Annotated in this window: 19 protein-coding genes; 3 read left to right on the top strand and 16 right to left on the bottom strand. The window is 52.5% G+C overall.

The genetic code is table 11. From position 1 onward, the window contains the following. From atpB to prmC, 6 genes are all read right to left on the bottom strand, one after another. Positions 1 to 819 (bottom strand): F0F1 ATP synthase subunit A, encoded by an 819-nt coding sequence (gene atpB, locus AUMI_RS01075; protein ID WP_231951851.1) that lies wholly within the window; start codon positions 817 to 819, stop codon positions 1 to 3. Between the two features lie 292 nt (positions 820 to 1,111). Beyond that, the gene (locus tag AUMI_RS01070; RefSeq protein WP_096380359.1) at positions 1,112 to 1,567 is read right to left on the bottom strand and encodes a Cg1360 family ATP-synthase-associated protein; all 456 of its coding nucleotides are present in this window, start codon (positions 1,565 to 1,567) and stop codon (positions 1,112 to 1,114) included. 4 nt (positions 1,568 to 1,571) lie between these two features. Then, complete coding sequence (locus AUMI_RS01065; protein ID WP_096380356.1) at positions 1,572 to 2,894, bottom strand: MraY family glycosyltransferase; 1,323 nt, start codon at positions 2,892 to 2,894, stop codon at positions 1,572 to 1,574. A gap of 5 nt (positions 2,895 to 2,899) precedes the next feature. Beyond that, positions 2,900 to 3,577: an L-threonylcarbamoyladenylate synthase gene (locus tag AUMI_RS01060; RefSeq protein WP_096380355.1), complete on the bottom strand. Its 678-nt coding sequence runs from the start codon at positions 3,575 to 3,577 to the stop codon at positions 2,900 to 2,902. 38 nt (positions 3,578 to 3,615) lie between these two features. Next, the gene (locus AUMI_RS01055) at positions 3,616 to 4,602 is read right to left on the bottom strand and encodes a glycosyltransferase family 2 protein (protein WP_148664035.1); all 987 of its coding nucleotides are present in this window, start codon (positions 4,600 to 4,602) and stop codon (positions 3,616 to 3,618) included. A 40-nt stretch (positions 4,603 to 4,642) separates the two neighbouring features. Beyond that, a complete protein-coding gene (gene prmC / locus AUMI_RS01050; protein ID WP_096380350.1) occupies positions 4,643 to 5,542 on the bottom strand; it encodes a peptide chain release factor N(5)-glutamine methyltransferase in 900 nt (299 codons plus the stop codon). A 98-nt stretch (positions 5,543 to 5,640) separates the two neighbouring features. Here prmC and cysK point away from each other — a divergent pair, with 98 nt between their 5' ends. Further along, positions 5,641 to 6,576 carry a cysteine synthase A gene (gene cysK, locus AUMI_RS01045; protein WP_096380348.1) on the top strand — a complete coding sequence of 312 codons (936 nt, stop codon included), beginning with the start codon at positions 5,641 to 5,643 and terminating at the stop codon, positions 6,574 to 6,576. 99 nt (positions 6,577 to 6,675) lie between these two features. Beyond that, positions 6,676 to 7,260, top strand: a complete 585-nt coding sequence (gene epsC, locus AUMI_RS01040; protein WP_096380346.1) for a serine O-acetyltransferase EpsC — start codon at positions 6,676 to 6,678, stop codon at positions 7,258 to 7,260. A gap of 11 nt (positions 7,261 to 7,271) precedes the next feature. Here the strand turns inward: epsC and AUMI_RS01035 are convergent, their stop codons facing one another. The 5 genes from AUMI_RS01035 to rho all read right to left on the bottom strand — a co-directional run bounded on the left by AUMI_RS01035 (position 7,272) and on the right by rho (position 13,600). Then, entirely contained in the window at positions 7,272 to 8,264 is a 993-nt protein-coding gene (locus AUMI_RS01035; RefSeq protein ID WP_096380344.1) for a glycosyltransferase family 2 protein, read from the bottom strand. Then, the gene (locus tag AUMI_RS01030; protein ID WP_096380341.1) at positions 8,264 to 9,517 is read right to left on the bottom strand and encodes a rhamnosyltransferase WsaF family glycosyltransferase; all 1,254 of its coding nucleotides are present in this window, start codon (positions 9,515 to 9,517) and stop codon (positions 8,264 to 8,266) included. Before AUMI_RS01030 ends, AUMI_RS01035 begins: the two co-directional genes overlap by 1 nt. Before the next feature lie 8 nt (positions 9,518 to 9,525). Then, a complete protein-coding gene (gene rffA / locus AUMI_RS01025; RefSeq protein WP_096380340.1) occupies positions 9,526 to 10,665 on the bottom strand; it encodes a dTDP-4-amino-4,6-dideoxygalactose transaminase in 1,140 nt (379 codons plus the stop codon). Between the two features lie 73 nt (positions 10,666 to 10,738). Beyond that, positions 10,739 to 11,818: a peptide chain release factor 1 gene (prfA, locus tag AUMI_RS01020; protein ID WP_096380337.1), complete on the bottom strand. Its 1,080-nt coding sequence runs from the start codon at positions 11,816 to 11,818 to the stop codon at positions 10,739 to 10,741. A gap of 3 nt (positions 11,819 to 11,821) precedes the next feature. Further along, positions 11,822 to 13,600 (bottom strand): transcription termination factor Rho, encoded by a 1,779-nt coding sequence (gene rho, locus AUMI_RS01015; protein WP_231951775.1) that lies wholly within the window; start codon positions 13,598 to 13,600, stop codon positions 11,822 to 11,824. 244 nt (positions 13,601 to 13,844) lie between these two features. Here rho and AUMI_RS01010 point away from each other — a divergent pair, with 244 nt between their 5' ends. After that, positions 13,845 to 14,717 (top strand): glycosyltransferase family 2 protein, encoded by an 873-nt coding sequence (locus AUMI_RS01010; RefSeq protein ID WP_096380333.1) that lies wholly within the window; start codon positions 13,845 to 13,847, stop codon positions 14,715 to 14,717. Positions 14,718 to 14,720: 3 nt separating this feature from the next. On the opposite strand, the gene thrB is transcribed toward AUMI_RS01010, so the two are convergent. The 5 genes from thrB to argS form a co-directional block, all read right to left on the bottom strand. Continuing rightward, positions 14,721 to 15,671: a homoserine kinase gene (gene thrB / locus AUMI_RS01005; RefSeq protein WP_096380332.1), complete on the bottom strand. Its 951-nt coding sequence runs from the start codon at positions 15,669 to 15,671 to the stop codon at positions 14,721 to 14,723. Continuing rightward, on the bottom strand, positions 15,671 to 16,756 hold the full coding sequence (gene thrC / locus AUMI_RS01000; RefSeq protein WP_096380329.1) for a threonine synthase: 1,086 nt from the start codon (positions 16,754 to 16,756) through the stop codon (positions 15,671 to 15,673). Before thrC ends, thrB begins: the two co-directional genes overlap by 1 nt. 1 nt (position 16,757) lies before the next feature. Then, positions 16,758 to 18,086, bottom strand: a complete 1,329-nt coding sequence (locus AUMI_RS00995; protein ID WP_096380326.1) for a homoserine dehydrogenase — start codon at positions 18,084 to 18,086, stop codon at positions 16,758 to 16,760. Further along, positions 18,083 to 19,513, bottom strand: coding sequence for a diaminopimelate decarboxylase (gene lysA, locus AUMI_RS00990; protein ID WP_096380325.1), 1,431 nt, complete (start codon positions 19,511 to 19,513; stop codon positions 18,083 to 18,085). Before lysA ends, AUMI_RS00995 begins: the two co-directional genes overlap by 4 nt. 118 nt (positions 19,514 to 19,631) lie before the next feature. After that, positions 19,632 to 21,296 (bottom strand): arginine--tRNA ligase, encoded by a 1,665-nt coding sequence (gene argS, locus AUMI_RS00985; protein ID WP_096380322.1) that lies wholly within the window; start codon positions 21,294 to 21,296, stop codon positions 19,632 to 19,634. Positions 21,297 to 21,340: the final 44 nt, after the last annotated feature.

Raw genomic sequence — 21,340 nt, 5'->3', positions numbered from 1 at the left:
TTAGTGTTCCTCAGCCAGCGCGAGCTGGATGTAGACCGTTGTAAGCAGGGTGAATACGTATGCCTGAAGCACAGCCACCAACATCTCAAAGAGAGTGAAGATGAAGCCGAAAGCAAACGTTCCGATTCCGAACAGCTTCCAGAAGCCGTCCATTTCGAAGAAGAAGAACCAGGTTGCGGAGAAGGCCAGCACAAGCAGGAGGTGGCCGGCAACCATGTTCATCAGAAGACGAAGAGCGAGGGTGATCGGACGCAGGATGAAGATTGAGAAGAACTCAATCGGAGTCACGATCACGTAGATAGGCCAAGGAACCCCTGGTGGGAACAAGGAGGCCTTGAGGAATGTCAGGGGGTGCTTTTTGAGACCTGCATAAACGAAGGCAACATAGGCAACCAGTGCCAACACCAGCGGCAAACCAATGGTTGAGGTTCCCGCGATGTTGAATCCGGGGATGATGCCCGGGATGTTCATGGCTAGAACGGTGAAGAAAATACCGGTGAGCAGAGGTAGGAAGCGCTTCGCGTCTTTCTTACCCAGCAGGTCTTCAGCGATGTTGACGCGAACAACATCGAGCGCCATTTCCGCAAGTGACTGACCCTTGGAGGGAACAATCTTCAGGTTGCGGGTTGCTAAAGCAAAGAAGGTGATGAGAATCGCCGCCATAAAGAACTTGACGAGAATGATGCGGTTGATCTCGAAGGGGGTGCCGTCGAAGAGAATGACGGGCGGGAAGAATTCGTAGATCGATGGCCCGTGAAAGCTCGGAGCGTCCTCTGTGGAGGCGAAGAGCTTGGTTACAGCGTTTACTAGCAGCGCTATCTCCTGTTTCGGGGCGTGGAGCTTCTGCTCTCGCGTCGACGAACATGCGGTTTCCCCCAGCAGTGCAATCTCGTTTGGCTTCGTTGTCGAAACGTGACTGATTGTTCCGCAGTTGGTGCGAGGGATTACTCAAGACTTTACAGGCAAAATCGGCTGCTGAGCCAATCCCCACGACACTTACCGGTCAGCGGAAAGACTTTCTTTGTGACCTCCCCAACTCCCCCGCAAAGACGGGCAAGAACAAACCCCAGACAATGTCTGGGGTTTGGCACAAAAGCAGTGAAAAAGACGGTTATTTCAAATCGGAGACGTACGGCATGCGGGTCTTCATCACGACCACCACATCCACCACGAGCGAGGAGATCACTCCAGCAATCAACGACAAGAACAATGCTGTGGGATTAATCCATGGCTGATCGCGTAGCGCGATGGCCGCGACGATAAATGCCACAAACTTCAGAAGCCATGCGCCGAGCACAATCGCAAAGAACGCCACGATGTCATAGCGCACGGCGATAAGGATGCTCAGTGCAGTAATTCCGAGGAACACCCCTGCCATGGCCGCACCAATGACGGCGCTCCACGCAGCTGTTGGTCCAGCAACCAGAAGGCCAATGACTCCGCCCACCACAGCTATCGTTGCGGCGAAAGCGAAGCCATAGGCCAGTGTCCGCTTGAGAACGGGAACAGAGCTGGGTACAGCCCGACCACCACTGGGAAAGGAAGCCGCTACATCAGGATTAGTCATGGTTTTAGCCTTTGTTCTCGTTCTCATCAGCAAATTTCGGCAAAGCACTCTTCCCGCGCTTGACGATTCCCTCGCCTAAGTTGATCTGGCCTGTTGCACCGGCAATAACGTCTTCTGCGGGGACAGGAATATCATCACCAAACTTGTTACTGGCGGCATCCAGTGGGTCATACTCCGCCAAGACAGCATCGTTTTTGAGCGACTGAATTGCCACTTCCGCTTTTTGGCGTCTGGTCAGCGGCAGCACCGTCAACACGGTGCTGATGATTGTTCCCGCAATCAAAAACACAATGGCTATGGCATAGGGCTTGACAATAAAGAACAACAGGAAGCCAATAGAGACCACGGCAGTCCAGGTGTACAGAATGAGCACTGCTTGGAGGTGGGAGTGCCCCATGTCGAGAAGGCGATGGTGAAGGTGCTTACGGTCTGCCGTAAAGGGAGACTTTCCAGCACTTACGCGCCGCAACACAGCCAAAGAGAAATCAACCAGTGGCAGGAGCAAGATGGCAAAGGGAAGCATGATGGGCAAAAACGCAGGTAGTAGCTGAGACTTACCCAAACCAGTTTCAGTAAAAGCACTGGGATCAATTTGTCCTGTGACGGCAATAGCAGCCACGGCCATGAGGAGCCCTACGAGCATAGAGCCAGCATCCCCCATAAACAAACGAGCCTTATGCCAGTTGAAAGGCAAGAACCCTGCACACGCTCCGACAAGAACTGCTGCGATAAGAGAAGCGAGGTTGAAGTAGTTGGAGGGGCTTGTCTCGCGAGCTAACAAGTAGCTATAGATCAAGAACACCCCGTTGGAAATCAACGAGACACCGGCCACTAAACCATCAAGTCCGTCAATGAAGTTGACGGCGTTCATGACAAGCACGATCACGAAGATGGTGAGCAGGAAAGACATCGTGGGAGACCCCACTGTGATGCCGCCGATTGGCAAGGACAGAATTTGCACACCTTGCCAGGCAACCAGTGCTGCGATACCTAACTGGGCCGCAAGCTTGATGGTCCAGTCCAAATCCCACAGATCATCGAGCACTCCCACCAGAACAATCAAAAATGCTGCGCCCATGATGGCCAGAACGGGTCCTGGCTGGGCAAAGATGACGTGGAAGAAGTCAATCTGGCTTGCCACGATGAAGGCAACCAAAATTCCTAGGAACATGGCCACGCCACCCAAACGAGGAGTGGGAGTGGTGTGAACATCGCGCTCACGAATCTTGGGATACAGCTTGTATTTCAGACTGAGGCGCCTAATGGCGAAAGAGAACCCAAACGTCACCAGGGCGGTGGCCAAAGCCATCAGTGCAAGCATCACCATGAGAGTTAGCCCACCACGTCTGTCGACGGTTCGAGAACATCACCGATGACCTCGCGTAATTGCGCAGCAGAAATCACGCCGTCGCGAAGAATACGAATTCCGCCTTCGCCTCGAGAAAGCGCTGTTGCATCCACAATCGTGGATGCTAAACCGGCGGACGCTTCTCCCCCGTCCAAATACACCTCAACGCGTGCACCCAACTGGTCATGAGCACCCTGTGCGGTTACCGCAGCGGGCTGTCCAGTCAGGTTCGCGGAGGACACTGCCAATGGACCAGTCTCGGCAAGAAGTTCCAAAGCAACCGGGTGGGAAGGAACACGAACAGCAACAGTGCCGTTGGTGTCTCCTAAGTCCCAGGCCAATGAAGGCTGCGCCTCCAAGATGATCGTCAACCCACCTGGCCAAAACGCATCCGCTAGAGCACGCACTTCATCGGGAATGTTTTGCGCCAAGCCATCCATAGTTGCCACGGAAGGCATCAACACCGGTGGTGGAGATTGACGGCCACGCCCTTTTGCCTCGAGCAGTAATTGCACTGCTTCGGGACTGAACGCATTTGCCCCGACACCGTAAACGGTGTCCGTAGGCAACACAACGAGTTGACCTTTGGCAACGGCTTGCCTGGCAAGCCGCGTTCCGGTCAAGAGCTCAGCATTATCTGAGCAATCGTAGATGCGTGACATAACTCACCCAGTTTACGGGTGAAGAGCTCCGCACTTCCTTAGAGTGGCTGTACGAGATCTCGCAACACATCTCGTGGACCATTACTGACTCGGAAGTAACGTCCGGTAAACACCTGTCCCAAAACGGGGACCCAGCGAATGACACGATTCTTGGGGTATGCAGAACGAGCTTCTTGGAACTTCTGTGCTGAGCTAATGAGCTTCACCGCGCTTGCGTCTGCACCCAGCTCTGATGCACGCTGAGCCAAGCTCGTCATGCGGCTGAGAAGACGTGCGTTGCGCTGGGTGCCTTCGGCCCGCAGTTTGGCCATGCGCGTTCCCATGGTGTTCTTTTTCACACCGATTTGATTCGACGAATGTTGCCGATAGGAAATCAGAGGCCCTGTCACGGCAAACTTTTCTCCGCCCAGAGCTGCCACCATGGCTAACCATTCGTCATGCACCCAGCCCTCGGGGAAAGGAGCAGCCTTCTCGAACACCGTTCGTGGGAATGCTGCAGTGGCACCGGTGACAATATTGCGCTTGATCAACACGTTCACAGGGTCAGTAGTGATGCCTTCTCGTTCTGAAGTCTTCAGCGCTAATGCCTCGAACAGGGTGTGACCGAGAGGTGCACCTTCACCATCGATGAGGTCCGCATCCCCAAAAACAAAACCTGCACCAGATTCCAGATGTGCTGCGCCGGTTTCTAGCCGCTGCGGAAACCACAGATCATCTTGATCCGCTAGGAAAATATATTGCTTGCTCGTTGCCGCTATGGCCTGCTCAAAGTTCTTCGTCACGCCCAGCGAGGTTTTGTTCTGCAGGACGGTGAGTTTGATTCTGCCCAGAATGGTTTTGTGCTCAACGAGCTTTTCCCACGTTTTCTTCAGCAGTGCAACAGTGCCATCTGTTGACCCATCATCAGAGACGACGATTTCTGCAGGGAGCAAGGTTTGGGCAGCCATGGTTTCTAACTGGGCTGCGATGTAGTGGGCACCGTTGTAGGTGCACATCGCCACCGAGATATTCGGTGATATTGCCACAGTGAACTCCTCTTGCTTGAGCTAGCCCAGAAAGGCCAGTTTACGGGCGAGTAGCCGTTGTATAGCGGTCACGGCCAACCAAATCTCGATGTGTCGCAGTAGCACGCCAGCCATCGGCACTGAGAATGCCGCGAATATCTGCCCCCTGGAGCTCGCCATGCTCGAGCATGAGCTGAGCACCAGGACGGCCAAGAATGAGGCCTACTCGAGAGACTTCTCGCACCACATCAAGCCCGTCTTCCCCGCCATAAAGCGCTAGTGAAGGGTCAAAGAGGCGAACTTCAGGATCTCTAGGGATTGCGTCCACAGGAATATAGGGAGGGTTCGACACAACGACAGCGACAGTTCCCTCTAGCTCGGGGTAGGTAGCCAAGAGTTCATCCCCGGCTAAGTCTCCAGGAACCAAATGAGCATTAGCTCCACCGAGCGCTGAGAAGTTCTTACTTGTCCAGGGCAGTGCTTCAGGACTTTTCTCCACGGCATAAATGTGGGCATGAGGAACTTCCGTTGCCATGGCTAGCGCGATAGCACCAGAACCTGTCCCTAAATCAACAGCTGTGGGAGAAGGTTCCGCTAAGGAACGCAAAGCATCGATGGCCATCCCGGCCAGTTGTTCTGTTTCAGGCCTGGGCACAAATACTCCAGGGCCCACGGAGAGTGTGAGGGATCTAAACCAGGCCACACCCAAAATGTGCTGCAACGGTTCGCGGCCGGCGCGACGCTGAACGAGCTGGCGAATAAGCAGCGTTGATTCACCAGGAACAGTGAACCCGGTCACCACTTTGGAGGCAAGTTCCCCACGGCTGAATCCCAGAACATGGGCGATAAGCAGTTCTGCATCAACCTCTGCATCGGGCACTCCTTCAGCGCTTAGGGTCGATATTGCCCACTGACGAAGGTCAGTGACAGCAATATCGTCGGCGTGTGCAGAAGAATTCATATTGTCTTCGAACGTAACAGAACTAGGAAGATTGCGTGGACGTGCCACATAATCAGAGAACGCTTTAGTACTACCCCAACAAGAGAAACAGGTTCATCGTGGCTCGTCTATATGACAACATCACTGACGTTACCGGTAACACCCCACTGGTACGTATCAACCGTTTGACCGAAGGCGCTGGTGCCACGGTTTACGCCAAGCTCGAGTTCTACAACCCCGGCAACTCCGTCAAGGACCGCCTGGGTAAGGCAATCATTGACGCAGCTGAAAAGTCTGGTGCGCTCAAGCCCGGTGGAACCATCGTGGAGGGAACCTCCGGTAACACCGGCATTGCTCTTGCCCTCGTCGGTGCCGCTCGCGGCTACAAGGTCATCTTGACCATGCCTGAGACCATGAGCATCGAGCGCCGCGTGCTCGTTCGCGCCTACGGCGCTGAGGTTGTCCTCACACCCGGTTCTGAGGGTATGCGCGGTGCGGTATCTCGCGCTGAAGAAATCGTTGCCAACACGCCTGGTGCCATTCTTGCTCGCCAGTTCGAGAACGAGGCAAACCCTGCCATTCACCGTGCCACCACAGCTGAAGAAGTCTGGGCTGACACCGACGGCAAGGTTGACATCTTCATGGCAGGTGTCGGTACCGGTGGAACGATCACTGGAACCGGTCAGCGCTTGAAGGAACTCAACCCTGACATTCAGATCATTGCTGTTGAGCCTGAAGAGTCCCCCATCCTCAACGGCGGAGCACCAGGACCACACAAGATTCAGGGAATTGGTGCAAACTTCGTTCCTCCCATCCTGGACACCACCGTCTATGACGAGGTCTTTGATGTGAACTTCGACCAGTCCATCGAGACTGCACGTCGTCTCGCAGCTGAAGAAGGCATCCTTGCTGGCATCTCCACCGGTGCCATCTTCTATGCAGCTAACGAGGTTGCACGCCGTCCAGAAAACGTTGGCAAGACCATCGTGGCGATCGTGTGCGACTACGGCGAGCGCTATGTTTCCACTGCACTGTGGGAGCCTTTCAAGGACTAATTCCCAGAACGCAACAACAATGCCCACCTTTGGCGAATTCAGGTGGGCATTGTTCGTGGTCGAGGGAATACAGAGAACTTCGGTAGCCTTGTAATTCTTATGCTCAACATCGGTGAAGACATCGCTAATGCGCGATCCCATGACCCCGCTGCACGTTCAGCGTTTGAAACATGGGTGGTCGCCTCTGGTCTTCACGCCGTCTGGGCACACCGCTGGCACCACTGGTTATGGAATCACGGTTTCAAGTTCATTGCCCGAGTGGGATCTCAATGGATGAGGTTCTGGACAGGTATTGAGATTCACCCAGGCGCCACTATTGGTCGCCGTTTCTTTATTGATCACGGTATGGGTGTTGTCATTGGTGAGACGGCTGAAATCGGTGACGACGTCATGATGTATCACGGTGTCACCCTTGGTGGGCGTTCACTGGAGCACGGTAAGCGCCACCCCACCATTGAAAACAACGTCACCATTGGTGCTGGTGCAAAGATTCTGGGCCCTATTACAGTTGGCCACAACAGCGCAATTGGCGCTAATGCTGTCGTTGTCAAAGATGTGCCCGCGGATTCGCAGGTTGTCGGTATTCCAGGTGTTGCACGTCCACGCAACGGCATGATTGCTGTTCCTGGAGAAGCCGTCGATGACAGCGGACGCTCCTGGGTTGACCCAGCGATGTTTATCTAGGCCCGGGTTAACTAGGCCCTAGAAGCTTCCAGAGAGTACTTCTCAATCTTTTTCTCATCATCGAGTGAGATGTTCAGTGCTCGGTGTATGTTTACCCACTTAGTCCAGGCATAAGCAGGGTTAACAAGCAACCACTTCAGCTTCTGCCCAAAGTTGTAATCGCGATCTCGCACGATACGTGAAGTCGAAACAAGTATGTCTCTCACCGTACGAAGTTTGGCTTGCACCCACGAAAGTGATTGGCGGCCCTGTCCCACTCTGCGCATGCCTAGATTTTCGTCAAAAATACGCTTGCCGTATTCGGAAAAAGTCACGTCGTTCGAGTGCTCAACGATTGCTGTTGCTGCATACGCTTTGCGATAGCCGGCCTCTAGGAGGTCCTTTGCGAAAGCCATGTCTTCGGAGTAGTTCACATCACGGTAAGCAATGACGTTGAGCAGAAATTCTCGCCGTGTTGCTGAATTCACATCAGAATAAAACAATTCTCCAGGGGTGAGTTCATGAGTCTTTTTGAGAGAACCATCAATAATGGTGGTTTCACCGTCAGGGCCACAGGCCCTGAACACTCCCTCAATTTCATACTTGAGCAAAGGCGAGCAGTTAGAGCGAGCGATGTGCTTTCCCACAACACCAACGCAGTTGAGCCCGGAAGGATCCAAGGGGGCAGTGATGTTAGTGAGCCAATCTGAATCTGTGGGAATGGCGTCATGGCTGAGATAGGCGATGTAGGTGCCGCGAGCCAGTTTGGCTGCTAAGTTCCGTGTTTTGCCGTGGCCAAACTCTGAGCCTGGAATCTCGACTAATCTCACCAAAGGATGGGCTGCAATGATGTCCAAAGTGGCATCGCTTGAGCCAGAGTCAATAATGAGAATCTCGAATGTGCCCTCAAAGTTTTGCTTTTCAACAGAGTTGAGAAGCTGGTCAAGATACTTCTCCCCGTTGAATGTGGGAATGAACACGGTTGCGTCGACCGCTTGCGTGCTTTCAGGACCAACGAGGGGCATTACTTCTTTTTCTTCTTCAAGCCCAAGGTTGCATTGAAAACTGACACGACGACCTCACCGGGACCAGCCCAGCTTCCACCCTCCATAGCCTTGGCAATTTTGCGAGAGTGAGACACCTGATTTTTATTGTCAACAGCAGCAATCAGATGTTCTGCCATGCGCCCAGGTGACATTGCCACGAAGTCAATGCCTGGATTGTTGTTGAGAGAAATTCTGGTGTTATCAGCATCGTTGACCACGGGGACAACGCCGCAAGCCATCACTTCTAATGGAAGTAAAGAGACCGATGTCAGCGAAATAAGCAAGGCAGAAGCACAGCGGTTATACAGAGCTGGTAATTCAGAAATATCGAGTGTTCCGTGATTTACAAAGGGGAAGTTCAGCCCTGCATTGGACATGTCCCATCCGGCAATGTTAATCACAAGTTCTGGACGGCGGCGGTGGACTTCTTCTAAAACTAAAAGGCCAAATTCTGTGCCACGGCGAGGTGTTGTGGGGCGGGCATAGAACAGAATTTCATTGCGCTTTGCATCGTTGGTCCTGGTGTACCTCGACGAGTCCACCTGGTAGTCGTAAAAGGCACACGGCATGCCTCCGGCCTCGGTGACCTTTCCAGCTAGCCAAGGGCCACACGCAATACCTTGATACCCCAGTCGGTAAGAGTTTTCAGCGACCACATAATCTGGCCCTGCAGGAAAGAAAAATGGTTCAAAATCTTGAACCCAATACAACCGAGGCACGTTTCGGTCGTATCTCCATGCCGCATAAGCGGTTGGCCAGTCTGACGCAACAATTGCATCAAAATCCCCAGTGATTCCTTCTTGAGGATCATAAAGACGATAGCTCGCCTTCAGTTCGGGATATCCGCTGTTGGTCTTGAGTGTCGCCTTGATGCCTTCAAGACTCACTTTGGGATATTTGGATGCTGAATAAATAAACAATGTGATGTCATAACCGGCATCTTCGAGATATTTCATAAATCGGTATGCGTTTTGGTGTCCGCCGGACGATCTGCCGGGAGGGGAAATCACCCAAGCGAGTTGTGGACGGCCAGTTGAGGAAACAAGAGGCTCTGGAGCAAAGTGACGCTTTTGAGTCCAGTCAACTGCAATAACATCCTGCGGAAAAACTTGGGCCAAAGGTTTTTCAGTAAAGCGGTTGGAACGCGTGTTGAGCCATTTAGCACCACGCCACGCTGTTGAGCGCACACCCTCATATTTGAGCATGTCTTTCGCTCGTGTGAAAACCGACATAAAAATCCTTACTGGAAAGATTTCATCGTATCGAGGACGCGGTTCACCTGCTCGTCTGACATCCCGGGCCACAACGGCAAACGAACTAAACGTTCCGAGAAAGCATTGGTTTTTTCCATGGATCCATGAGTGCGTCCATATTTGATTCCTGCTGGGCTGGAGTGTAAAGGAACGTAGTGGAATGTTCCAATAACCCCGTTTGAACGCAGATGCTCAAGTAATGCATCACGTTTTTCTAGAGATTGCATGACAACAAAGAAAACGTGGGCTGCATGAACGCCATCTGCTGGAGACATCAACATCGCAGAATTGTCGTTAGCCCAGGATTCCAATTCGTTTTTGTAGGTATTCCAGATTGCAAAACGGCGCTCTTGAATGGTGTCAAACTCATCCAGTTGAGCATCAAGAACAGCAGCGTTGAGCTCGGAGGGCAAGAAGCTGGAGCCCCATTCCACCCAGGTGTATTTATCTACCTGCCCGCGTAAGAACTTGGAACGGTTTGTTCCCTTTTCACGCATGATTTCTGCGGCTTCAACGAGAGCAGGGTTATTGATAAGTAGTGCACCACCTTCACCGCAGTGCACATTCTTGGTGTCGTGAAAACTCTGAATAGCAACAGAACCGATAGTTCCCAATCGGCCATATTTGGACGACACGGCTAAACCGTGAGCATTGTCCTCAATGACAGGGATGTTGTGTTGACGTGAAAGATCCATGATTGCATCCATGTCAACAGGCACACCCCCGTAATGCATCACAGAGATGGCTTTAGTTTTGGGGGTAATTGCTGCTTCCACCAACGCAGGGTCAATATTTCCAGAATTTCCTTCAATATCGACAAAAACTGGTGTTCCACCCGCTGCGACGATAGACGTTGCTCCCGAGGAAAACGTAAAGCTGGGAAGGATGACCTCGTCGCCTTCAGTGATTCCCAACAATCGAACAGCCATCTCTAATGCGGCAGTTCCCGAGGTGGTCAACAGAACCGTCTGAGAACCAGTCAGTTCCACAAGCTTTGTTGAAGCAGACTTCGTAAACGGTCCGTCACCATGAACATGGTCAGAGTTAATTACCCGAGCAAGATTTTCAGGTGCCCGTGGGGCGCGACAAGGCACAGAAAAAAGAATGGGCTCTACAGAACCGCTCATTACTTCACCTCGTTTGTAAGACCCACAGGCTAGACGTCCAGTTTAGAGCTTCATAGCAAGCTCTTAGAAGTCTTTAGTTTTGGTCGCCCAAAGCTGCCAGGCGCGATTCTTCATCCGCCGTAATGCAGGACTGAATCACAGGCTCAAGAGCCCCATCCATCACCCGGTCCAAGTCATAGGACTTGTACCCGGTGCGGTGGTCTGCAATACGGTTCTCAGGGAAGTTGTAGGTGCGAATACGTTCTGAGCGGTCCACGGTACGAATCTGCTCTTTACGTGCCGCACTAGCTTCTGCAGCTGCTTCCTCCTGCTGGCGAGCAAGAATACGTGCACGCAACACACGCATACCTGCTTCACGGTTCTGCAGCTGGCTCTTCTCGTTTTGCATGGAGACCACAATTCCAGTGGGAAGGTGGGTAATGCGCACAGCAGAGTCAGTGGTGTTCACAGACTGACCACCAGGACCTGAAGAGCGATACACATCGATCTTCAGATCGTTCTGGTTGATCTGCACTTCCTCAGGTTCATCTACTTCAGGGAAGACGAGAACACCGGCAGCAGAGGTGTGAATACGGCCTTGAGACTCTGTTGCGGGGACGCGCTGTACGCGGTGAACGCCACCTTCAAACTTGAGGTGAGCCCAGACGCCCTGCGCTGGGTCGTTCGAGTTGCCTTTGATGGCAACTTGAACGTCCTTGTAGCCGCCAAGGTCAGACTCGGTCTTATCGAGGACTTCGGTCTTCCAGCCTTTGGACTCGGCATAGTGCAGGTACATGCGTAAAAGGTCAGCAACAAAGAGCTGGCTTTCTGCACCACCTTCACCACCCTTGATTTCCATGATGACGTCTCGGCCGTCATCGGGGTCACGGGGAATGAGCAAACGACGTAGCTTTTCCTGTGCTCCAGGAATAGCTTCCTCGAGTGCAGGGATTTCCGCGGCGAAAGCTTCGTCTTCCTTGGCTAATTCCTTAGCGGCAGCAAGGTCGTCTTCTAACGCGTTGAGCTGTTCATAGGCAGCCTTGATTTGACTCAGTTCTGCATAACGGCGGTTGAGCTTCTTCGAACGTGCAGCGTCAGCGTGCACGGCCGGGTCGGAGAGCTGAACCTGCAGCTCTTCGTACTCGGCGAGAAGGCCTTGTACTGAAGACAGCATGGATTAGTCCTCCTTGGAAGCAGAACCTGCGTTGGACTTCTGCATCAGCATCAAGAACTCAACGTTGGTTGCTGTTTCCTTGAGCTTACCCACAACGCTTTCAAGCGCCTGCTGCTGGTCAAGACCAGCAAGGGCGCGGCGAAGCTTCCAGGTGACCTTGACCTCGTCAGCACCCATGAGCATTTCTTCACGGCGGGTTCCAGAAGCGTTGACATCAACTGCTGGGAAAATGCGCTTGTCTGCAAGTGCACGTGAGAGACGCAGCTCCATGTTGCCGGTGCCCTTGAACTCTTCGAAGATGACTTCGTCCATCTTTGAACCGGTTTCGACTAGTGCTGAAGCAATGATGGTCAAGGATCCACCGTTTTCAATGTTGCGTGCTGCACCGAAGAACTTCTTGGGTGGGTATAACGCAGCTGCATCAACACCACCTGAGAGAATACGACCAGACGCAGGAGCCGCCAGGTTGTAGGCGCGTCCCAGGCGGGTAATCGAGTCAAGCAGAACTACAACATCCTGGCCGAGCTCGACGAGGCGCTTCGCGCGCTCGATAGCGAGCTCTGCCACCATGGTGTGGTCTTCAGCCGGACGGTCAAAGGTTGAGGCAATGACTTCACCCTTGACGCTGCGTTCCATGTCGGTTACTTCTTCTGGACGCTCGTCGACAAGAACAACCATGAGGTGAACCTCAGGGTTGTTCTGAGCGATTGCGTTAGCAATCTGTTGCATCACAATGGTCTTGCCCGCCTTAGGCGGGGCAACAATCAGACCACGTTGTCCCTTACCAATGGGAGACACCAAGTCGATGATGCGGCCAGTGATCTTGGCAGATTCGGTCTCCAGACGCAGGCGCTCCTGTGGGTAAAGAGGAGTCAAGGACTGGAAGTCAACGCGAGCGGCTGCTTCTTCAATGGTCTGGCCATTGATGGAATCAATCTTGACAAGTGCGTTGTACTTCTGACGCCCAAAGCCTTCACCTTCGCGAGGCTGCTTGATTGCACCAATAATGGCGTCACCCTTGCGCAGGTTGTACTTCTTGACCTGTCCAAGAGAAACATAGACGTCGTTGTTGCCGGGGAGGTAACCGGACGTGCGCACGAATGCGTAGTTGTCCAGTACGTCCAAAATGCCTGCAATAGGAATCAAGACATCGTCTTCGAGGATTTCTGGTTCTACCTCGTCGCCCATGCGGCCACCGCGGCGGCGGTCACGCTGACGGTTGTTACGACCGTTGCGGTCGTAACGATCGTTACGTTCTTCGCCCTCAGACTCGGGGCCATTGTTGCGGTTATTATCTCCCTCAACACGGTCGTTACGATCGCGACGGTTGCGGTTACGGTTGCGGTTACGGTTAGGTCGCTCGCCATCAGCGTTGTCGCTGTCGCCAGGTCCCTCAGCGGAACCAGAGTTCTGCTCGGCATCACCTGTGTTCTCGGTTACTTCAGCGTTGCGTCCACGGCCACGTCCACGACGTGGGCCAGCCTCGCTGGCTTCTGCGGGTGAATCTGATTCAGGTGCTGACGTTTCAGCTACCTCGGCTGCCTTCTTGGAGGGTCGTCCGCGACCGCGACGTGGTGCTTCCTCAGCGCTTGCCTGCAACGCAGGGGCAAGCGCAGGAACACCAGCGTCGCCCGAGTTGACGTGCTGTGAAGCACTGACAGATACAGCGCCTGAAACTGCATCAGCAGATGACACGGGGGCAGTTACGGTTGCGCGGCGTGAGGTGCGCTTGCGGGGTGCAGCTTCTGCTGCGGGGGTTTCTTCGAATGAGTTCTCAGACATGAGCTCTCCTTTGTTTATATGTATCAAGCACCCAGTTTTTTGCCCCACAACTCTGAACAGAGATGCAGGTAAGTAATGGTGCTGAATGTGTGAAGTTCGAAACCGAACTGGGGAATGCTCCGGGAAGTGTGTTACGTGATGACGTAGCTTCAACCGGTGCATCAGAAGTCTAGCAGGGCTTGCTGTGCCAGTTCTCACGAAAAGACTCTGTGTGCCCTTGTAGTCTGGACAGCGGATAAATCTTATGAGCCCGAAACCTACTGCCCCCGCTGATGTAGCCATCATTACTGTGAGCTACAACTCCAGTGCGCAGTTGGCGGATTTCTTGGCAAGTGCTATCCGATCGGTTGCCTCCCCCAGCCAGATCACAGTGGTTGATAACAACTCTGCAGACATTGACATCACGCAGAAGCTGACAACCAGATTGGGTGTTAATCTCCTCAAACTAGAGAAGAATGTGGGCTACGGAGCAGCAGTCAACAAGGCAGTTCCCGGGCTTGAAGCACAACTCACAACCTTGCTGGTGTGCAACCCAGACAGTGAGCTCAACGTAGCTGCAGTCCATAGACTCTCTGAAGCAGTAACCGAGGAGAAAGTTGGAGTGGCTGGGCCACGCATTTTCAATGAGGATGGCAGCGTTTACCCCTCAGCCAGAAACATTCCGTCCATCCGTAACGGCGTAGGCCATGCATTATTTGCCAATATTTGGCTCGGTAACCCCTGGACAAAGAATTACCTCTCCGAAGCACACCTGCAAGATTCAACGGTTCCGACCGGATGGGTTTCTGGAGCGTGTTTAGCTACTCGCAGGGAGCTTTTTGAACAAGTCGGTGGCTTCGATGACCACTACTTCATGTACTTCGAGGACGTAGATCTGGGCTATCGTCTAGGAAAGCTAGGGTTTACCAACCTGTATGTCCCTGAAGTCTCCATCAAGCACATTGGCGGAGAAAGCACCAAAGCCACAAAGAAGACAATGCTGCGCATTCACCATGAAAGCGCTATGCGATTTATTCAGGTGAAATACAAAGGAATCTTGTGGGCACCTGTGCGAGGAATAATCAGAATTGGCTTGAAGTTGCGGTTCTGGTTCCAAGCACGTAAGGCAACGACCTAAAAATTACTTCGCAGTAACGACTGTTGCTCCGGCAAAATCAACTGCCAGCATGAGTGCTTTCCAGGGTGTTTCTTCGTGCTGTGAAACTAACTGTGCTGCTTCAACACGTTGAGCTGGATCTGAACACAGCACCAAAATGGATGGGCCAGCTCCAGAAACTACTGCAGCGAACCCGTTATCGCGCAACACTTTAACCAGTGCACTTGTTTGAGGCATCGCTTCAGCACGGTAGTCCTGGTGCAGTTTGTCTTCGGTCGCCTCGAAAAGTAGTTCAGGACTTTGAGTGAGTGCTGCAACTAATAGTGATGAGCGAGACACATTGAAAATGGCATCCTCGTGAGGAACGCTTTCTGGTTGCAGTGAGCGTGCGTGCTTAGTCGACATTGTGAACGAAGGCACTAACACCAGTGGAGAAACACCACGGTGAACAAGCAAACGCTTACAACGAGGGCCCTCTTCTGTGGTCCATGCAATCGTCAGACCACCAAAAAGTGCAGGAGCAACGTTATCGGGATGGCCTTCAAGCTCTGTGGCAAGACGCAACAGTGTGTCTTCATCGAATTCGGCGATTCCCTGAAGTAAACCTTTTGCTGCGAGAAGACCAGATACAATAGCCGCGCTTGAGGAGCCCATGCCTCGTGAGTGGGCAATATTGTTGTGGGCAACGAGGTTCAGACCCGGCATTGCCACGCCCGCATGCGCGAAAGCATGGGCAATGGACTGCACAACAAGATTAGAAGAATCGGTAGCTACAGGAGCTGCGGAGTCAGCAGAACCTTCGCCGATAACCTCAACCGTTGCGCCGGCTTCTGGACGAACAGTAACGTCTAGCTGATCGTAGTAGCCAAGGGCAAGACCAAGCGTGTCAAAACCTGGACCTAGGTTTGCAGATGTAGCCGGTACGCGGACAGTTACTGCCCTGCCTACCGGCACCTGCATAGACCCAGAAGACATTAGTGTGCGGCGCCCTTGACCAGTCCGAGGACACCAGCGACCTCTTCGGTGCTCACAGGAACAACGGTAGGAGTGACCTCAGTACCATCCGCCTTCTTCAGTGCCCATAGTGGGTCCTTCAGACCGTGACCAGTCACGGTCAGGACCACGGTGGAACCAGCTGGAATATGGCCATTCTCAGCACGCTCGAGCAAACCGGCAACCGAGATTGCAGATGCTGGTTCAACGAAGATTCCTACTTCTGCAGAAAGAATGCGCTGCGCAGCAAGAATTCCCGCGTCATCAATGGCGCCAAAGTAGCCCTTGCTGGTGTCGCGAGCGCCAAGCGCAAACTCCCACGATGCAGGGTTACCGATACGAATAGCGCTGGCAATAGTTTCTGGGTTCTTTACGGGGTGGCCAAGAACAATCGGAGCAGAACCTGCTGCTTGGAAACCAAACATGCGAGGAAGCTTGGTTGAAGCACCGCGTTCGAGTTCTTCGCTGTAACCTCGGAAGTAAGCCGTGTAGTTTCCTGCGTTTCCTACGGGAACAAAGTGGAAGTCTGGTGCATCTCCGAGGACTTCAACAACCTCAAAGGCTGCTGTCTTCTGGCCCTCGATTCGGTCAGGGTTCACCGAGTTTACGAGGTGAACGGGGTAGTTCTCTGCGAGGTCACGAGCAATATCGAGGCAGTCATCGAAGTTGCCTTCGATCTGAATAATCTCTGCGTTATGGGCCACAGCCTGGCTGAGCTTACCCATCGAGATTTTGCCCTCAGGAATGAGCACAGCTGCCGAGATTCCTGCGTGGGTTGCATAAGCGGCTGCAGATGCACTGGTGTTACCAGTAGAAGCACAAATAACAGCTTTAGCACCGTGTTCAACAGCCTTAGAAATGGCCATGGTCATTCCACGGTCCTTGAATGAACCCGTGGGGTTCATTCCTTCATACTTCACAAAGACACGAGCACCTGTGCGAGCAGAGAGAGCCTTAGCTTCAATCAGTGGAGTGCCACCCTCCCCCAGGGTAATGATGGGGGTTGCGTCAGAAATGTTGAGGCGGTCTGCATACTCTGGCAGAACTCCGCGCCACTGATGTGCCAACTTAGGCTCCTTCAACTCGTAGAACCGAAACCACTGAGCTCACGGCGTCCAACTGCGCAAGAGCGGAAACGGTGGCCGCTAAATCAGACTCAAGAGCTGCGTGCGTGCCAATAACTAGCGTAGCCGTCGGAGCAGCCTCACCAGACACCGCCTCGCTGCCAAAGGTTCCCTGCTCAACCAATTCAACAGAAACACCGTGCTGCCCAAAGACATCAGCAACAGAAGCAAGAACACCTGGACGGTCAAAGACAGAAAGTGTCACGTGATAACGCGTAGTAATGGCACTGATAGGCAACACGGGCAAATTGGCGTTTGTGGACGCACCCAAGCCAGGGCCACCGATGATGTGACGACGCGCAGCGGAGACCAGGTCTCCCAAAACCGCTGAAGCAGTCTCGGGCCCACCAGCACCAGCGCCATAGAACATCAATGAGCCGGCTGCTTCTGCTTCAACAAAGACAGCATTGTTTGCTTTGTGGACCGAAGCGAGGGGGTGCTCACGAGAGATCAGAGCAGGATAAACACGTGCTGAAACTGCTTCTTCACCCGTATTGGGATTGGTCAAACGTTCACAAATAGCCAGCAGTTTAACCACATATCCAGCTTTTTTGGCCAGTTCGACAGTCTTACCCGTGACCTCACGAATACCTTCGCGGTGAACCTTTTCCAAAGGAATTGTGGTGTGGAAAGCCAAGCTAGCAAGAATAGAAGCTTTTTGTGCTGCATCGAATGCATCTATATCTGCAGTGGGGTCTGCCTCGGCATAACCTAGTTCAGTAGCAACTGCAAGCGCGTCCTCGAAAGATGCACCTTCGGTATCCATCTTGTCCAAGATGTAGTTAGTAGTTCCGTTAACAATTCCCATAATGCGCTTGACACGATCTCCTGCAAGACTTTCGCGAAGCGGACGAATAATGGGGATTGCACCTGCAACAGCTGCTTCGAAGTAGAGCTGAGCGCCTACGCGCTCTGCTGCTTCGAATAATTCAGTTCCGTGAGTTGCAAGCAGTGCTTTGTTGGCAGTAACGACGTCAGCACCTGAGTTTATGGCCTGCAGAATGTAACTGCGGGCAGGCTCAAGGCCACCCATGACTTCAATCACAATGTCAGCTCCCAGAATCAGGGATTCTGCATCAGTAGTGAAGAGTTCTTTAGGTAGATCTGCTGAACGAGGGGCATCGAGTTTACGCACAGCGATACCGGTTAACTCCAGGCTTGCACCAACTCGAGAAGCAAACTCCTCTTTATGTTCTAGCAGTAGCCTGGCTACCTGAGCACCAACAGTTCCACCGCCGAGCAATGCCACACGTACGTTGCGGTATTCGATCATGTGTTTACCTTTCGGATAACGCCCATATCGCGCGCTAACAAATCTTCTTCAGTTTCACCGCGCACTATAACGCGGGCAACACCATCTTTGACAGCAACAACAGGTGGCCTCGTCAAATAGTTGTAGTTACTAGAAAGTGACCAGCAATAAGCACCGGTTGCAGGTATTGCAAGTAAATCACCGGGCTTAACATCCCCAGGAAGATAGTCCGCGTAAACAAGAATGTCTCCGGATTCACAATGCTTACCAGCCACACGGACCAGGGCAGGTTCTGCATCAGATACTCGATTCGCGATGCGAACCGAGTAATCAGCTCCATAAAGAGCTGGGCGTGCATTGTCACTCATGCCACCGTCAACGCTGACATATTTACGGATCGCGGACTCGCCGGTGGGAGCACCGTTGTCATCTACGACGTCAACAGAAACATCTTTGACTGTGCCGACTTCATACAATGTGAATGTGGATGTTCCGATTACTGCCCGTCCTGGTTCAACACAGATAACTGGAATATCAATACCTAAGCGAGAACACTGAGTAGAGACCACAGAAGCAATTTCGTAGGCAATTTCTTCGATGGGGGTTGGCTTTTCTGCCGGGGTATAGGCAATACCAAAACCACCACCAAGGTTGAGCTCTGGAACAGGGCCTTCCTTGAGCAGTTCTGCATGAAGTGCGAGCAAACGTGCTGCTGACTCAGCAAAACCGTCTGTCCCAAAGATTTGTGAACCTATGTGGCAGTGCAGGCCGACAAATTCCAACGACTCGTGTGAACGAATCTCTGAAACCAAATCTGGGGCATCAGCGATGGTGACACCAAACTTTTGATCTTCATGTGCAGTGGCTAGGAAGCTGTGGGTGTGTGCGTGAACACCGCTGTTGACACGAAGGCGTACTCGTTGCTTCTTGCCCGCACGACGTGCAGCATCTTCAACGCGACCGATTTCAATGAAGGAGTCGATAACTATAGTCCCCACACCGACGTCAACAGCTCGTTCAATTTCTGCTTGGGATTTGTTGTTTCCGTGAAGACCAACGCGGGAAGCATCTATTCCAGCAGCGAGCGCAACAGCAAGTTCTCCCCCACTGGCAACATCGACGTTGAGACCAGCCTCGGTAACCCAGCGAACTACTTCAGTGCACAGGAATGCTTTACCTGCGTAATAGGCCTTGGCGTGTGTGCCAACTGCAGAAAAAGCTGATTCAAAGGCGTTTCTTACTTCAACAGCTCTATTTCGAGCATGTGATTCATCAATAACAAAAAGTGGTGTTCCAAATTCTTGAGCCAATGCAGAAACATGTGCTCCAGCAACAAGCACTTCACCAGCACTGTTCCGAGTAACCGAAGAAGCCCAAACACCATCAACCAGCTCGTTGGCATCGACGTCTGCCGTGAGCCACGTTGGTGCAAGCGGGTGAGAAGCCACAGAAATACCTATCAAGAAATGGTGCCTGGATCAGCAAAAACACTTTGATTGAGAGAAACTCGGTGCAATTACTTGTGAGCTTCAATTCTAGGCGTGGCCTGGAAAGTTGGCGAACTTATTACATTCTCTCCGGGGCGGAAACACCCAGAAGCCCAAGTCCATTTCGAATCACTTGGCCTGTTGCATCGTTGAGCCACAATCTGGTTCTGTGTAAATCGGTTACTTCCTCATCAGCTTGAGGAATCACGCGGCACTTGTCATACCAACGGTGGTAATACCCAGCTACTTCTTCGATATAGCGGGCAACACGGTGTGGTTCACGTAATTCGGCTGCTTGAGTCACGATCCGTGGGAACTCTTGAAGAACACCCAAAAGTTGAGACTCTGCTTCATGGTCGAGAAGTTCAGGAGCAAAGCCATCTTCTCTGCGAACTCCCGAAGCCTTTGCGTTACGTCCAACTGCACACGTCCGAGCATGAGCATATTGGACATAAAACACAGGATTATCGTTGGTCTTTTTTCCCAGAAGATCAAGGTCAATATCTAATTGGGAATCGCTGGAGCTACGAACAAGTGCATAGCGACCGGCGTCAACACCAACTGCTTCGACTAAGTCTTCGAGGGTCACGATGGTTCCAGCCCGCTTACTCATGCGCATGGGCTGACCATCACGAACCAGATTGACCATTTGGCCAATCATGATTTCCAGGTTCACACCTGGTTCGTCCCCAAATGCAGCACACATTGCCATCATGCGGGCAACATAACCATGGTGGTCAGCACCCAACATGATGATGTTTCGATCAAAGCCGCGCTCGCGCTTATCGAGGTAGTAAGCAAGATCACCAGCAATATAGGCGGCTTGACCATCGCTCTTGATAATGACGCGATCTTTGTCGTCACCAAATTCTGTGGTTCGCAGCCACGTTGCTCCATCTTGTTCAAAGATGTGTCCTAGTTCACGAAGTCGTGCAACAGCTCGTTCTACCGCACGTGATTCGTGTAAAGAGTCTTCGTGGAAGTAGACATCAAAGTCCACGCCAAATTCATGCAGGCTGGCTTTGATTTCTCCGAACATAAGTTCCACGCCAATGGAGCGGAAGACCTCTTGCATTTCTTCTCGAGGGAGGACCGTCAGATCGTTCCCGTACGCTGCAACCACTCTGGAAGCAATGTCATGAATGTATGCACCACCGTAGCCATCTTCAGGAGCTGGTTCTCCGAGGTATGCGGCAATCAAGCTTCGTGAGAACCGGTCAATCTGTGCACCATGATCATTGAAGTAATACTCACGCGTGACTTCACCACCAACAGCCTCAAGAACACGGGCAAGAGAGTCCCCAACTGCTGCCCAACGAGTCCCACCCATATGTATGGGGCCTGTTGGGTTAGCGGAGACAAACTCAAGATTGAGTTTGACCCCTCTGTACAAATCACCACGTCCATACTCAGCTGCTTGTTCAACGATTGTTTTAGCCAAAGCCCCGGCAGAAGCAGCACTGAGGCGGATATTGATAAATCCTGGGCCGGCTACCTCGACGCTGGCGATACCAGAGACTGACTCAAGTTCTGAGGCAATGGCAATCGCCAAATCTCGAGGGTTGACACCCCAGGGTTTTGCTAGCTTGAGAGAAATGCTCGACGCCCAGTCACCGTGATCGCGATTCTTGGGGCGTTCAAGAACTACGTCATCAGCGGTAACACTTGGTTTTTCAAGACCAGACCGCTCAAGGAAACGAAAAATACTTCCTAAAATTTCACTAGCTAAGTCTGAGGGTGTCAAAAAGGGATTCTTTCAAATAGAAACGCAACAATGCGGTTAAGGCG

This window comes from Aurantimicrobium minutum (assembly GCF_002355535.1).
GTDB lineage: Bacteria > Actinomycetota > Actinomycetes > Actinomycetales > Microbacteriaceae > Aurantimicrobium > Aurantimicrobium minutum.
The sequence above is the reverse complement of the archived record's forward strand: the minus strand, read 5'-3'. Positions and strand labels throughout refer to the sequence as shown.